Source organism: Mucilaginibacter sp. P4_A11 (assembly GCF_056402535.1).
In genome coordinates, this window is sequence record NZ_JBFUHE010000010.1 from 69,562 (window position 1) to 84,911 (window position 15,350).

A 15,350-nucleotide genomic window follows, 5' to 3' on the forward strand; every position below is an offset into this window, starting at 1 on the left:
ATTATGGAACAATCACTTACAGCCAAATACAATGTGGCTGCGCCGCGCTATACCAGTTACCCAACCATGCCCTATTGGGATACAATTGCATTTAACAAAGAGGAATGGATACAAACAGTAAAGCGCTCTTTTACTGAAAGCAACGGGCAGGATGGTATCAGCATATACATTCATTTACCTTTTTGTGAAAACCTGTGCACTTACTGCGGCTGCAATACCCGCATTACCAAAAACCACCGGGTTGAGGAACCATACATCAAAGCTTTGTTGCTGGAATGGGCCATGTATAAAAATATCTTCGGCAAAAAGCCTGTCATCCGTGAGATCCATCTTGGTGGCGGCACGCCTACATTCTTTAGCCCGGCAAACCTCAAAACGCTCATCAGCGCTATCCTGCTTAATGCTGATATACATCCGGATGCAGGTTTCAGTTTTGAAGCTCATCCGGCAAATACTACTGTCGATCATTTACAGGTTTTGTATGATCTCGGTTTCCGCAGGTTAAGCCTGGGGATCCAGGATTTTGATCCCAAAGTTCAGTTCATCATCAATCGTCAGCAAAGTTTGGAGCAGGTACAGGCGGTTACCGGGCAGGCGCGCCGTATTGGCTATGCCTCCATCAATTATGACCTTATTTATGGTTTGCCCCTGCAAACTTTACCCGGACTGGCTGCGACTATGCAGCATGTATCCGAATTAATGCCGGACAGGATTGCTTTTTACAGTTATGCGCATGTACCCTGGCTAAAACCCGGTCAGCGCCGTTTTACCGAAAAAGACCTTCCAGACGCAAAACTCAAAGCTAAACTATACGAGGTTGGTCGCTCATTACTGAAGCACTACGGCTATGTAGAAATAGGCATGGACCATTTTGCCCTCCCCGGCGATGAACTGTTAATGGCCGAACAAAACGGCAACCTGCATCGTAATTTTATGGGTTACACCCATCAGCACACCCAATTATTGGTTGGTCTGGGAGTATCATCCATCAGTGATTCGCAGTATGCTTTCGCCCAAAATGTAAAAACAGTTGAAGAATACCTGGAGCTGGTAAAAAATGGTGAACTACCCGTTTTTAAGGGCCATATTTTAACGCAGGACGATATGATCATTCGCAGGCACATCCAGGATATCATGTGTAAAGGGCAAACCACCTGGAGCCATCATACGGAACCTTGTGAAGCATTACTTGAAGGGATAGAACGCTTACAACCTTTAGCTGAAGACGGATTAATAGAACTTAACTCCTGGGGATTGAAAGTAACGCCTGAAGGCAAAAACTTTTTACGCAATATTTGTATGGCTATCGATGCGCGGCTATGGGCTAATAAACCGGCTACGCAGTTGTTTAGTATGGCGATATGATTTAACCGGCAATTTTCCTAAGTCTAAACAACATCTCCGCCGCGTCATTGCGAGGCACGAAGCAATCCCCTATTAGCAGAGCCGATCTGTATAGTTCGCGATTGCTTCGTGCCTCGCAATGACGGTTTTTTTTTACAACAACCAAGCTATCAATCATCTACATACCCCAATAACCGATGATTGCTTAGCAGGGCTCAGATACGGAATATTAAGATTCAATCCCCGCAAAATAAACCAGAAGCCGAGGCAAACCATCAGGTAAGGCATGGCCCGGTTAATTCGTCGCCTCACTACTGGGCCAATAAAACCCGAGCTGATTGTAGCCACCAGCATCAGCGGAAAAGTACCCATTCCAAACCAAAACATATACCCAGCGGCATCTACAGGCGATGGGCTGTTTACCGCCCCTACTAACGCCAGGTAAACAAAGCCGCAGGGTAAAAAACCGTTGAGCAGCCCAATAACCAAATGACCAGCCCGATGCTTTATGGCGTATTGCAGCAGCCTGTTAATTGGCGATAACATAACAGGAGCCAGTTTCATTTTAGATGATCTTCTCAACTTAAATAAACGTGAGAAACCAGCTATAATGATCAGCAAACCGCTCAGCAAGCTTATCCCCTGCTGCAGGCCATAAAGCCACAATTGCTTACCAATTATGCCTATCAGTAAGCCTAAAAATGTATAAGTGATCACCCGGCCAATATTATAGAGCAGCTTATCCGCAATGATAAGCCACCAGCGGTTTTGCGAAACAGGTACGGCAAAAGCTAATGGCCCGCACATGCCAATACAATGCACACTCCCAAACAATCCTATAAAAAATGCGATCTGGTTATTGCTCATTTGATGTATATCTCCTTATGGTACAGGTACGTTTTATGGTCGCTTTCCCATTCAAATGTTAATTGCCAGGGGCCTTTGGCCATGCCCTGCAAATCAATTTCGGCTGATTTACCGGCTCCGCTATCCAATTTAAATGACCTGTCCATAGCCTTATCAGACGGACGCATAAAACTTACCTTTCCTGTTACCGGGTGGGTGAAAGCTATCGTGAGCCGGTCATTGTTCTGTGTTATTACCGGTTCGGCGTGATCTTTAGTTACCTGTTCTTCGCGGCTATGATCTTTATTGAAACTTAATCCCTTTTCGTAGTACTGATGGTCGTAATCATCGGTCGGCGCGTTGAACATGTAGATGCACATGCTCAGGATAAACAGCATAAATGCCGCCATCCCTGCAATAATTCCTTTTCCCCAATTCATTTGCTTAGTCGTTTATTGGTCCTATAAAATTGGTGCTTACCGTTTGAATAATTTGATGGTCAACTATTAATCGTAAACGGATTTTTGTTTTAGCATTGTGGATCTGTGAGGCGGGCAGCATAACAAAAAACACTGTTTTCTCTGTTCCTCCTTTGGCAATAACAGCAGGCGCCTGGATGTATTTTATTTTGATCGAAGGGTCATCGGCCACAATAGTTATGTTTTTGCTTTTATCCGTTTTATTGATGATCTCGGCATTATAGATGTTGCTGATATACCCTCCGGGTTGTTGCTGATAAAGCATGCCGGCGCTACGCATAACCGTCATATCCATATCGCTGCGACTGAAAATAAAGTAGCTCAACACAGTTACCAAAACTGTGATCACCGCTGTATAAGCCATCATACGTCCTGTAAAAGTTGGCTTCTCTTTTAGCCTGATCATATTTTCGGAGAAATAGCCGATCAGGTTGCGGGGCTTACCTATCTTGTCCATTACCTGGTCGCAGGCATCAATGCAGGCAGTACAGTTAATACATTCAATCTGCGTTCCCTTACGGATATCGATACCTGTTGGGCAAACTGCAACACACAAACTGCAATCCACACAGTCCCCCTTCAGATTAAAGGGATCAGCAACCTTGCTTAATTTACCCCTTGGTTCGCCACGCACATCATCATAAGCCACCACCAGCGTATGCTGATCTATTAATACACTTTGCAACCTGCCATAGGGGCATATCACCGTACAAACCAGCTCACGTACCTGGCTATAAACCAAATAAAACACCAGCGTAAAAATCCAGATACTGGCAAAACCCACCCAATGCAGTGTAATAGGTTCCACCATTATCCTGATCAGATTTTCGCTGCCGATGATATAAGCCAGGAAAGTGTTGGCTATCAGGAATGATACCAGTACAAACAAAACATGTTTAAGCGTTTTCTTTCTGATCTTTTCCTTAGTCCAGGGGCCGGCATCCAACTTTTTGCGCTTGTTGGCATCCCCCTCAATCATGATCTCTATCTTACGGAAAACCATTTCCATAAAAATGGTTTGCGGACAGATCCATCCGCAAAAAATCCGCCCAAAGGCAAGAGTAAACACTACAACACAAACAAGGAATACCAGCGAAGCCAGCATGAACAGGAAAATATCCTGCGGCCAAAACACCTGTCCCAACAGTACAAAATGCCTGTTCATAAAGTCAAGCAGCAGCAATGGCTGCCCGCCAATGCGTAAAAACGGTCCGGAGAAAAAGAAGATGAGATAAAAATAACTCAGCCAGCTTCTCCATTTGTAAAACCTGCCCTTGCGCACCAGCGGATACATCCATTGCCGCTTCCTGTTTTCCTTGCCCGCCAGTAATCCTTCCATTGCTTAAATGATAAATATGCTATACCTTTTTTGCCGCCTTAGCTGTATCATCGCTTTCTTTTTCACCCTGAGGCTCTTTAGCGCCTGCCGGATTGGTACCATGCAATGATTTTATATAGTTTGCCACATCCGAAATCTGTTTTGGCGATAATTGCTTCTCCCAGGTAGGCATCCCCTTGGCTTGTATACCGTACTTGATGGTTTTAAATACCTCATTGATCTTGCCGCCATGCAGCCAGTAATCATCAGTAAGGTTGGGGCCAACAACACCCTGGGCATGATCACCATGGCAGGGCACACAACTTTGCTTAAATATGGCTTGTCCGGAGGCAAGTACCGCCGGTTCCGCATCTAACTTTACTGTATTTTCGTCAACCCGGTTGGCCGCTTTGCTCAGGTAAGCTTTTTTAGCGATATCTGCCTGCGCCATCTCGGTATTATACTCTTCGTACTGTAGCTGCCCGAAATGAAAAACATGGTAGTTTAACAGGTATCCCACAGAAAAAATGATGGTAGCGTAAAACAGGTACATGAACCAGGCCGGTATCGGATTATCCAATTCCTGGATGCCATCATAATCATGCTCAATAAGCAGTTCTTTTTCTTCGGCAAGCGGCCTTAACGATAACAGCTTATTCCAAACCTCGGCCTTGGGCTTTTTAACCTTTTTAACGGGGGCCATTTCAGCGGCTATCTGGGCTTCCGTGTACCCCTGCGATTTGAGAACTACCCTGGCAAGTACTTTAAAAGTCATGAGCAGCACGAGCATCGCCACAACAAATAACAACAGCATGCCCACTATTATCCAATAAGCTATCTCATTTTGCAGATCGTCGGAGATCAGGTTATCAGCAACGGCCATGCCCGGCTGTATCAATAATACAAATGGTATTAAAAACAATATGCGGTAGTGTTTCATAGCTGATAAGGATTAAGTGATTCGCCGTTACCGTCCTCCAATGGCAGGTCGCTCATATGATCGATATGTTGTTTTCGGAGGCGCAAAAGCAGCACAGATACTACAATAAAAAACACCAGGAATATGGCTAAGGAAAAAAGCAGGTACACCTGGATACCATTGATGCTTTCTGTAAATTGTTTAAACATGGCTATTTATTTACTGGCGGTTTTGTTGGCTTTAATATCTGTTCCGAGGCGTTGCAGGTAGGCAATAATGGCTATTACCTCTTTATCGTTCTTGATTTTGATATGATCGGTATAAAGGTTGGCCGCTATTTCTTTGGCCTGATTGTCCAGATCGCGGTTAGCTATTTTTTCATAACCCGGCGCATAAGGTACCCCCAGCGTACGCATAGCATTTATTTTAGCGGTGGTTGTGGTGGTATCAAGTATTTGGGTTAAAAGCCAATCGTAATTTGGCATGATACTTCCCGGCGACATCAGTCGCGGGTCCATCAGGTGATTATAGTGCCAGGCGTTGCCATACTTCCCTCCTTCGCGGGCCAGATCAGGCCCGGTGCGTTTTGATCCCCATAAAAACGGATGATCGTAAACAAACTCTCCGGCCTTGCTGTATTCTCCATAACGCTCGGTTTCCGACCGGAAAGGTCTTACCGTTTGTGAGTGGCAGTTTGAGCAACCCTCCCTGATATAAATGTCCCTGCCCTGTAACTCCAATGGCGTGTAAGGTTTAACCGCAGCAATAGTTGGGATATTTGATGAGATAGTAAGCGTAGGCATCAGCTCAACAAACGTACCTATCAAAATCACGATCAAAGCGGCTATCATCAGCTGGATAGGTTTACGTTCCAGCGTGCGGTGCCAGGTGCCTTCTTTGGCGGTTTTCGGCAACGGTTCAAGTGGCATTGCCTGTGCTGCTTCGTTAGCAACGAGTTTACCTTGCATGGCGGTGCGGACCAGGTTATAGGCCATCACAATTACACCCAACAGGTAAAATCCACCACCTACAGAACGCATCACGTGCATAGGAATAATGCGCAGTGTACTTTCTAAAAAGTTTGGATATTTCAGGATACCTTCAGGAGTAAACTCCTTAAGCATTAAACCTTGAGTAAAGCCGGCCCAATACATTGGCACTGCGTAAAACAGGATCCCTAAGGTGCCGATCCAGAAATGGAAGGACGCCATTTTTTTAGAATAGAGCTGGGTTTTATAAATGCGTGGTATCAACCAGTAAAGTATAGCAAAGGTTAAGAAACCGTTCCAGCCCAAAGCACCTACGTGTACGTGGGCAATGATCCAATCGGTAAAGTGCCCAATAGCGTTAACTTGTTTCAGCGAAAGCATAGGGCCTTCAAAAGTTGCCATACCATAAGCAGTAAGACCAACAACCATAAATTTCAGGATAACATCGTCGCGCACTTTATCCCAGGCACCACGCAGTGTAAGCAGCCCGTTGATCATACCTCCCCAGCTCGGAGCAATCAGCATAATGGAAAAAGCTATCCCTAATGATTGCGCCCAGCCCGGCAATGTGGTATATAACAGGTGGTGCGGACCGGCCCAGATGTAAATAAATATCAGCGCCCAAAAGTGCAGGATGCTTAATTTGTACGAATAAATTGGTCTGTTAGCCATTTTGGGTAAAAAGTAATACATCATACCCAAATAAGGCGTAGTAAGGAAAAATGCTACCGCATTATGTCCGTACCACCATTGCACCAGGGCATCCTGCACACCGGCATAAACCATATAGCTTTTAAAGGCAGATACCGGAAGCTCAAACGAGTTGACGATGTGCAATACAGCTATGGTAACAAAAGTGGCTATGTAAAACCAGATGGCTACATATAAATGCCTTTCCCGGCGTTTAAATATGGTACCAAACATATTGATGCCGAACACTACCCATATTATTGTAATTGCAATATCAATGGGCCATTCCAATTCGGCATATTCGTGCGATGTGGTAAGGCCCAGCGGTAATGTGATCACGGCCGAAACAATGATCAGTTGCCAGCCCCAAAAATGAATGTTACTAAGCAAGTCGCTGAACATCCTTGCCTTAAGCAGTCGTTGCAGTGAATAATACACGCCCATAAAAATGGCATTACCCACAAAGGCAAATATCACGGCGTTGGTGTGTAAGGGCCTGATGCGGCCAAAGGTGGTATACTGGTTGCCCATGTTCATCCCCGGGCTATACAATTGTATAGCAACGATGAGGCCCACGGTCATCCCAATTATTCCCCAGATCACGGTGGTGATGCCAAAATTCCGCACGATCTTGTTGTCATAGTAAAATTTTTCGGGCTGCATAAAGTGTTTTTATTATGGTGTAAAACTATTGCCTTGGCTTAAGCGGCAGAATGATGGAGATTTGCGCAAAAGATGACAGATATCACTTTTCGGTATCGATATCCTCCGGATCATCCAACAGGACGCGTACCTATCCTTGTTTTGCCCCGTTCGCTGGGCCCAGAAAAATGCAATAAGAAAAATGAATGCGAACGCCAATCCCACACTATCAGAAAACATACAACGCTCGTGATAACTTCATTTTGCTGCGAAATGTGTGGCCAGGCTATCGGTGGACGAATGATACAGGAAGCAAGTGAGGGGCAAATTGCACCTGAGTTATCAAAGGATTTCCTGTGGTTAGTTTTGATATCAGCCTTAATGGCAATCCCTGTAGCCCAATGGTCGACGCATGAATGGTTGGCTGGTTTTGCTTTTCATACCGAAATGACCTGGTGGATATTTGCATCATTGCAGGTATTGCCCTTTTGATAGTGCAAACACCGGTTAATACCCAATCTATCCAAGCCACTTTGGCTAATCCGATGAAGAACCTGAGAACGGAGTGATTTTAAGAAATCGCAAAGTTCCCATTTACTCTTTAACTACGTGTTTTTTTGATATCAGTTATTCTTCAAAGCTTTTGTCATAATGCGATAATAACATTGCGATATTTGAACAAAATTTTAATTTTGCCTTATATGAAGTGTTTGACAATCATATTTAGCATCTACATGACCTTATTGGCCGTTTTGCCATGCAGGGATAAGGATGACTTTACAGATATGATAAAGTCTTACACTACTATCAGTTCAAGCCACTCAGGTAATGAAGAAGCGGGTAAAGAAACCTGTACCCCATTTTGTACCTGTTCCTGCTGTTCAACAGTGCGAACCATCTCAACTTATCAGCCTGTAACGGGTTTATTTTTGCAGGAAGTTAAAAAATCTTTTGGCGAGCCAAACGTTCCGGCGCTCCCCGAGCAAAGCATTTCTATCTGGCAACCGCCTCAGATAGGTTAATACGATTCCTTTTTAAAGTTCATTTTTTTTCGGGATAGCACTATTGCTATTACTGGGGAAGTATTCGTATTAATCCAAATTTTATGTTTGATAAGATCATTGCGTTCTCGATCAGCAATAAGCTGGTTGTGGGGGCATTTATAATATTACTGGTAGCTGCCGGGAGTTATTCACTCAGCAGACTACCTATCGACGCGCAGCCTGATATTACCAATAACCAGGTGCAGATCATCACACAGGCACCCACATTAGGTGCACAGGAAGTGGAGCAGTATATTACTGCTCCCATTGAGTTGGCTATAGCCAACGTTCCGAAAGTCATTGAGAAACGATCCATTTCACGTTCGGGGCTCTCCGTTATCACCGTTGTGTTTGAGGATAACGCTGATATTTATTGGGCCCGCCAACAGATCAGTGAAGGGCTGAAAGAGGCAGAAGATCAAATCCCAAAAGATACCGGAAAGCCCGCCCTTGCTCCTATTACAACCGGACTTGGTGAAATATATCAATATGTGATCCATACCAAACCTGGTTATGAGCACAAATACAGTGCGACTGATTTGCGTACGATACAGGACTGGATTGTACGAAGGCAGCTTGCCGGAACGCCCGGTATAGCTGAGATCAGCGGATGGGGCGGTTATGTTAAGCAATATGAGATAGCCATTGATAATGAAAGGTTAAATAGCCTGAATATTACCGTCGGCGATATTTACACCGCACTGGAAAAAAACAACCAGAATACAGGTGGCTCATACATTGAGCAACGCAGCAATGCTTATTTTATCCGCGGCCTTGGCCAGGTAAAATCACTCAGCGATATTGAGCATATTGTAGTGAAAAACCGTGGGGATGCCCCAGTAGTGATCGGTGACATTGCCAGGGTACAGTATGGCAGCGCCAATCGTTATGGCGCAGTAACCCGCAACGGACAGGGCGAAGTTGTTGCCGGTGTAGCATTGATGCTTAAAGGTGAAAACTTTAATGAAGTGATCAAACGCGTTAAAGAGCGAATGACACAGGTGCAAAAATCCTTACCCGAGGGGGTTGTTATCGAACCTTTCATTGATCGCACTGAACTGGTAGGCCGGGCAATCGGCACTGTAGAACGCAATCTTATTGAGGGTGGCCTCATCGTTGTATTCATATTGGTGCTGTTATTGGGCAATCTCCGCGCTGGTTTGGTTGTGGCATCGGTTATTCCACTGGCCATGCTTTTTGCCGTTACCATGATGTACATCTTCGGCGTTTCGGGAAACCTGATGAGTTTAGGAGCAATTGATTTCGGCCTGATCGTAGATGGTGCCGTGATCATTGTTGAAGCTATTGTACATCGCATTACGGAATCTAACCGCTTTTCAGGAAAGGATATCCTTGATCAAAAAGAAATGGACGATGAAGTTTATAAAGCATCGTCAAAGATCCGCGACAGTGCTGCCTTTGGGGAGATCATTATCCTGATTGTTTATCTGCCGCTTTTTGCGTTGGCTGGCATAGAGGGAAAGATGTTCAGACCGATGGCCGAAACCGTTGCTTTTGCCATCCTGGGGGCATTCATACTCTCATTAACCTATGTACCGATGGCCAGCGCCCTATTTCTGAGTAAGAAAACTCATCACAAACGTAATATCTCAGATCGCCTCATTGAAGGCTTGCAACGCATTTACACACCGGCGCTGAATGCTGTGCTTAAAGCCAGGAAGCTGACTGTGTTTCTTTCGGCTGTTTTATTGGGATTGGCTATCTGGGGTTTTTCAAAAATGGGCGGCGAATTTATCCCAACGCTTGAGGAAGGCGACCTTACGGTTGAGATAGCGATGATGCAGGGTACTTCGCTCTCGCAGGTGGTCGAAACTTTTGGCAAAGCAGAAAAACTGCTCAAGAAAAAATTCCCTGAGATCAAACAGGCAGTAACACGCATAGGCAGCGCCGAGGTCCCTACAGACCCCATGCCGTTTGAGCGCGGCGATATGATGCTTTCCATGAAACCGAAGGATGAGTGGACTTCAGCAACCGATCGTACAGAAATGATGGAAAAGATTGAGGAAACATTAAAAGACATTCCGGGAATCAATGTGGAGGTAACGCAGCCCATGCAAATGCGCTTTAACGAGCTGATGACGGGAATTAGGCAGGATGTCGCGATCAAAATATTTGGCGACGACCTGGATGTGCTTTCTGCGCAGGCGGATAAAGCTGCAAAACTTATCAGTAATGTAAAAGGCGTAAGCGAACCTGTTGTTGAGCGGGTAAGCGGCTTGCCGCAGGTCGCTGTTACTTATGACCGCCATCAAATTGCCCAGTACGGCCTTAATATCGAAGATGTTAACACAGCCCTGAGCACTGCCTTCGCCGGACGTGTAGCCGGTGTGGTATTCGAGGGCGAAAAGCGCTTTGAGATCGTACTGCGCTTGCAGCGTGAATTGCGCTCAAACATCGTCAATATTGAAAACCTTTATATTCCGCTGCCGAGCGGTAATAAGGTGCCGCTTAGCCAGGTGGCCTCCATTAAAATTGAAGATGCACCCTCACAGATCAGTCGTGAAGATGGCAAACGAAGGATCTATGTAGGTTTCAATGTTCGTGACCGCGATGTTGAAAGCACAGTTAAGGAAATTCAGCAGCTTTTGGATAGTAAGTTACAAATGCCGGCAGGCTATTATACCACATATGGCGGTCAATTTCAAAACTTACAGGAGGCAAAAAGCCGCTTAATGATAGCAGTGCCCATTGCGCTTTTATTGATCCTCGTGTTGTTGTTCTTCACGTTCCGTTCGGTAAGAGAAACCCTGCTGATATTTTCTGCCGTGCCATTATCTGCTGTTGGCGGTGTTGCCGCTCTTTATTTAAGAGATATGCCCTTCAGTATCTCGGCAGGCGTTGGCTTTATCGCTTTGTTTGGTGTTTCCGTTCTTAATGGCATTGTGCTCATCGGCTATTTTAATCAATTAGAGACCGAAGGTATCAGCGATATCATTGAGCGCGTTAAAAAAGGTACACAGGTTAGGTTACGTCCGGTGATGCTTACCGCAACCGTGGCTTCATTGGGATTTTTGCCGATGGCCATCTCAAGCACAGCGGGTGCCGAGGTACAAAGGCCACTGGCCACAGTTGTAATTGGCGGGCTAATCTCGGCAACACTCCTAACCTTACTGGTGCTGCCGGTTCTATATGTTTTATTTACTAAAGACCGCCAGCGGAAAGCGCATTCAACCCTACCCATTCCAGCAAAAACCCCTCTTATACTCTTACTGTTGACTGGCGGTTTGCTTACAAGCGAAGTTTCACAGGCCCAAACCGCAAAACCCCTTACTTTAGAGGAAAGTATTCAAACTGCCATTCAAAATAACCCTCAATTGCGGCGGTCTGCGCTGGAAGTGAGCCAAAACAAAGCTTTACAGGGCACGGCCTTTAACCCTGAAAAAACTGTTATAACCCTTACCCAGGACCCAACATCCGGCGGTAATATTGACAACAGTTTGGGAGTTACGCAAACCTTTGCCTTTCCAACGGTTTACAGTGCACAGCGCAAAGTGCTGACCACCCAAACTGCCTTAAGTGAAAAAGCAAAGATCATTAGCGAGAACGAACTGGTTAGACAGGTAAAATTAACCTGGTACCAATTGCTGTATGCCCAAAACAAATTCAAGCAACTCATTAGCCAGGACAGCCTGTATAAACGTTTCGCGGAGCGGGCGGCCTTACGGTATAAAACCGGTGAAACATCCTACCTGGAACAACTATCGGCAGTAAACGCCTATAAGGAAATACAGGTAGCTAAAAAGCAGGCAGAGGCTGATGTATTGATCAGTCGGCAGGAATTGCAGCAGTTAATGGCGATAAGTTACCTGCCCGTTATTACACCGACACCTTTGGTAAAACTAACGTTTATAGCTTCGGATAGCAGCACAGTAATTGCCCATCCACAATTAGCTTATTACCAGCAGCGCAGCACCCTGGCCGATGCTCAAGTGAAGGCCGAAAAAAGCCGTTACCTGCCCGATCTGACATTGGGATATCGCCAGCAGTTATTAATTGGCGCATTTAACCCGGCCAACATCAATCGCGGTTACTTTCCGGGAACACGCATTGGCGGATTTGAAGCAGGCATTGCCGTTCCGTTATTTTTTGGTGCGCAGAAAAGCAAGATAAAAGCGGCGCAGGTTGGTCAACAGATAGCACAGGCCGAGCAGCAAAACGCAACCCTACTGCTCACCAAACAATATAACCAGGCTTTGCAGACATTGGCAAAGTACGATGAGGCCCTCAGTTATTATGATGAGGCCGGGTTAAAGCAGGCTTCCGAACAGATCCGGATAGCACAATTCGCCTATAGTAAAGGCGAGATCGGCTATATTGAATTTATCCAAAATATGACCCAGGCCATGAACATTCGCCTCGCCTACCTTTCTGCTTTGCGCGATTATAATCAAATCGTAATTGAACTGACATACCTTACCACAGGAGGAAAATAACATGATAACATTCCATTCTATAAAATATAAGACAGGCTTTGCCCTAAGCATATTAACATTAATCCTTTTTGCTTCCTGCTCACAACAACCTAAACCCGGCGACAAGGAGGAAACGAAAAACGAAAAGCCTGAAGCCAAAAGCAGCGGCATTATACTCTCAAAAAAACAACTGGACGCTGTTGGCATTCAGCTGGGTAATATTGAAGAAAAAAACTTAAAGTCTGTAGTAAAAGCGAGCGGACAACTGGAGGTGCCGCCTCAAAATAAGGCAGAGGTAACACTGCTTATGGGCGGCGTAGTTAACCAGGTATTTGTGCTGGAGGGGCAGCACATCAACAAAGGGCAGCAACTGGCAACCATTGAAAACAATCAGCTGATACAACTGCAACAGGATTACATGACCGCGCAAAGCAGCCTGTCATATGCTGCTAAAGAATATGAGCGTCAAAAGGAATTGAACGATGCCAATGCAGGTATAGGGAAGGTATTTCAGCAATCAGAAAGCGCCTTTCGCTCTGAACAGGCAAAGGTTGCCGCACTAAGCCGCCAGCTCAGGCAGGTTGGTGTTAACCCGGAAAGTGCAGCGCACGGACGTTTTATCACCCAGATACCTGTTTATGCACCCATCAGCGGTACCATCGGTAAAATCGCTATTCAAACGGGGTCATATGCCGAGCCGGCAAGGCCGCTAATGAACATTATCGATAACTCAAAAGTGCATTGCGATTTGGTTGTATACGAGAAAGACCTGTTCAAAGTGAAAGCAGGTCAGCAGGTTTATTTTACCCTTACCAATCAAAATAACCGCGAGATCACGGGGAAAATTTACGGCGTAAACCAATCTTTTGAAAATGAAAGCAAAGCCATTATTGCCCATGCCATTATTGAGGAGGCAGCTAAAAGTAACCTGATCCAGGGCATGTATGTGTCAGCCCTGATAGATGTGGGCAAGCAAACAGCAAGGGCAGTTCCGGACGAAGCCGTTGTTAAAAAGGGTGGCAAAGAATATATCTACTACCTCGCGCGGATCACCGGGTCGAAATCTCAAAAACAAAAAATTGAAAAGGATAAAGGCGATATGGATAAACGATATGTTTTTGAGAAAGCTGAGGTTGTTACCGGCGTAAACGATCTGGGATATACTGAAATCAGGCTTGTGAAGGAATTACCCGCTGATATTAAAATTGTAACCAAGGGCGCCTTTTACATCCTGTCATCAGAAAGTGCTACAGGTGAAGATGAGGAATAACAAGGAAGATTAAAATCCTTGTAAACCCTCCTCTTCCTATTGCCACAAAATACTGAAATGAGGTAAGCCTGTTATGTATAATCCCCGGACTTACCCCGGGGATTTTTTTTCTTATTTAATATCCCCTCTCTTTCTTATACTCAATTAATAACAACCGAAATCACCCAAACAAAAAATATGTTTTATTCCTCAACTTTTAGTTTGATTTTTATGTATAAATTTATATTGATTTACAAAATCTTGCCTTTTATAACATAGATTATCTCAAACTAAAACAAAAGCATATGATAGCCATTACAATTAATGGACAGCATCGGGAGGTAGAAGCTGATCCGAATATGCCTTTATTGTGGGTCATTCGTGACCTATTGGGGCTAACCGGCACTAAGTTCGGATGTGGTGTTGCTCAGTGTGGTGCTTGCACCGTTCATTTGAACGGCGAAGCTGTACGTTCCTGTGTTACCAAAATCAGCCGGGCAGCAGGTCAACGGATTACAACTATTGAAGGGCTGTCAGTAAATAATGATCATCCCCTGCAATTAGCGTGGAACGAAATGAATGTTCCGCAATGCGGTTACTGTCAGTCGGGCCAACTAATGTCTGCAGTGGTGCTGTTGCGTGAAAACCCCAACCCTACCGATCAGGATATTGACGATGCAATGTCGGGAAACATTTGCCGATGCGGTACCTATCAGCGGATCCGCGCCGCCATCCACAAAGTAGCAGCCATGCAAACGGAGGGGGCCAAATTATGAAGAAATTGGCAGTGATATGCGCTATACTCATTATTGGGGGAATACTGATGCTGTCATTCAGAACAGAGCCCTCCAAAATTAATAATGCTCCCCGGATAATAAAGGATAGTGTTGGTTCAACCAGGGCGTTTATGTCTGTATATACAGTATTAATGAGCGCGAGGTGTATGAATTGTCATCCCTCCGGGGATGTGCCTTTGCAGGGAGATGACAGTCATCTGCATACAATGAATATTAAGCGCGGTGTTGACGGACACGGTGTTTATGCTGCACGTTGCAGTAACTGCCATCAGGCAGCGAACACTGTAGGTTTACATATGCCGCCCGGAAACCCTAAGTGGGGACTGCCTCCCGCTAAGATGCGAATGGTATTTCAGGGGCGCACTCCTCGTCAGTTAGCGTTGCAGCTTCTTGATCCTAAACAAAATGGCGGCCGTAGCAGGCAGCAGCTTATCGATCATATGGCTAAAGATGACCTGGTAGGTTGGGCATGGCATCCCGGTGATGGCAGAACATTGCCGCCTATGAGCAGGCCGGCCTTTGTAGCACAGGTGCGTTTATGGATAGCCAAAGGCGCATACGCCCCTTCGGCAAAGGCAAAATGATATATTTAAACGATAAG

Annotated in this window: 14 protein-coding genes; 7 read left to right on the forward strand and 7 right to left on the reverse strand. The window is 45.3% G+C overall.

What is annotated here, in order from left to right:
• Positions 1–3: 3 nt before the first annotated feature.
• A complete protein-coding gene (gene hemN / locus AC1DUD_RS19415; RefSeq protein WP_477377361.1) occupies positions 4–1,365 on the forward strand; it encodes an oxygen-independent coproporphyrinogen III oxidase in 1,362 nt (453 codons plus the stop codon).
• A 153-nt stretch (positions 1,366–1,518) separates the two neighbouring features.
• On the opposite strand, the gene AC1DUD_RS19420 is transcribed toward hemN, so the two are convergent.
• Genes AC1DUD_RS19420 through ccoS form a run of 7 tightly spaced genes read right to left on the reverse strand, consistent with a single transcriptional unit; the run spans position 1,519 to position 7,467 of the window.
• Positions 1,519–2,211: a sulfite exporter TauE/SafE family protein gene (locus AC1DUD_RS19420; protein ID WP_477377363.1), complete on the reverse strand. Its 693-nt coding sequence runs from the start codon at positions 2,209–2,211 to the stop codon at positions 1,519–1,521.
• On the reverse strand, positions 2,208–2,630 hold the full coding sequence (locus AC1DUD_RS19425) for a FixH family protein (RefSeq protein WP_477377365.1): 423 nt from the start codon (positions 2,628–2,630) through the stop codon (positions 2,208–2,210). Before AC1DUD_RS19425 ends, AC1DUD_RS19420 begins: the two co-directional genes overlap by 4 nt.
• Positions 2,631–2,634: 4 nt before the next feature.
• A complete protein-coding gene (ccoG, locus tag AC1DUD_RS19430) occupies positions 2,635–4,008 on the reverse strand; it encodes a cytochrome c oxidase accessory protein CcoG (protein WP_477377367.1) in 1,374 nt (457 codons plus the stop codon).
• A gap of 19 nt (positions 4,009–4,027) precedes the next feature.
• Entirely contained in the window at positions 4,028–4,927 is a 900-nt protein-coding gene (locus AC1DUD_RS19435; protein ID WP_477377369.1) for a cbb3-type cytochrome c oxidase N-terminal domain-containing protein, read from the reverse strand.
• Positions 4,924–5,115 carry a hypothetical protein gene (locus tag AC1DUD_RS19440; RefSeq protein ID WP_477377371.1) on the reverse strand — a complete coding sequence of 64 codons (192 nt, stop codon included), beginning with the start codon at positions 5,113–5,115 and terminating at the stop codon, positions 4,924–4,926. Before AC1DUD_RS19440 ends, AC1DUD_RS19435 begins: the two co-directional genes overlap by 4 nt.
• Before the next feature lie 6 nt (positions 5,116–5,121).
• On the reverse strand, positions 5,122–7,248 hold the full coding sequence (gene ccoN, locus AC1DUD_RS19445) for a cytochrome-c oxidase, cbb3-type subunit I (RefSeq protein ID WP_477377372.1): 2,127 nt from the start codon (positions 7,246–7,248) through the stop codon (positions 5,122–5,124).
• Between the two features lie 12 nt (positions 7,249–7,260).
• A complete protein-coding gene (gene ccoS / locus AC1DUD_RS19450; RefSeq protein WP_477377373.1) occupies positions 7,261–7,467 on the reverse strand; it encodes a cbb3-type cytochrome oxidase assembly protein CcoS in 207 nt (68 codons plus the stop codon).
• A gap of 9 nt (positions 7,468–7,476) precedes the next feature.
• Between ccoS and AC1DUD_RS19455 the strand changes: the two genes are divergently transcribed.
• The 6 genes from AC1DUD_RS19455 to AC1DUD_RS19480 all read left to right on the forward strand — a co-directional run bounded on the left by AC1DUD_RS19455 (position 7,477) and on the right by AC1DUD_RS19480 (position 15,333).
• Positions 7,477–7,719 carry a hypothetical protein gene (locus AC1DUD_RS19455; RefSeq protein WP_477377374.1) on the forward strand — a complete coding sequence of 81 codons (243 nt, stop codon included), beginning with the start codon at positions 7,477–7,479 and terminating at the stop codon, positions 7,717–7,719.
• Between the two features lie 209 nt (positions 7,720–7,928).
• Positions 7,929–8,249 carry a DUF6660 family protein gene (locus AC1DUD_RS19460; protein ID WP_477377375.1) on the forward strand — a complete coding sequence of 107 codons (321 nt, stop codon included), beginning with the start codon at positions 7,929–7,931 and terminating at the stop codon, positions 8,247–8,249.
• Between the two features lie 83 nt (positions 8,250–8,332).
• Positions 8,333–12,724: a CusA/CzcA family heavy metal efflux RND transporter gene (locus AC1DUD_RS19465; RefSeq protein ID WP_477377376.1), complete on the forward strand. Its 4,392-nt coding sequence runs from the start codon at positions 8,333–8,335 to the stop codon at positions 12,722–12,724.
• Position 12,725: 1 nt separating this feature from the next.
• Complete coding sequence (locus AC1DUD_RS19470) at positions 12,726–13,973, forward strand: efflux RND transporter periplasmic adaptor subunit (protein WP_477377377.1); 1,248 nt, start codon at positions 12,726–12,728, stop codon at positions 13,971–13,973.
• Between the two features lie 284 nt (positions 13,974–14,257).
• Positions 14,258–14,728, forward strand: a complete 471-nt coding sequence (locus AC1DUD_RS19475; protein ID WP_477377378.1) for a (2Fe-2S)-binding protein — start codon at positions 14,258–14,260, stop codon at positions 14,726–14,728.
• Entirely contained in the window at positions 14,725–15,333 is a 609-nt protein-coding gene (locus AC1DUD_RS19480; RefSeq protein WP_477377380.1) for a hypothetical protein, read from the forward strand. The genes AC1DUD_RS19475 and AC1DUD_RS19480 overlap by 4 nt, the downstream gene beginning before the upstream one ends.
• Positions 15,334–15,350 lie beyond the last annotated feature (17 nt).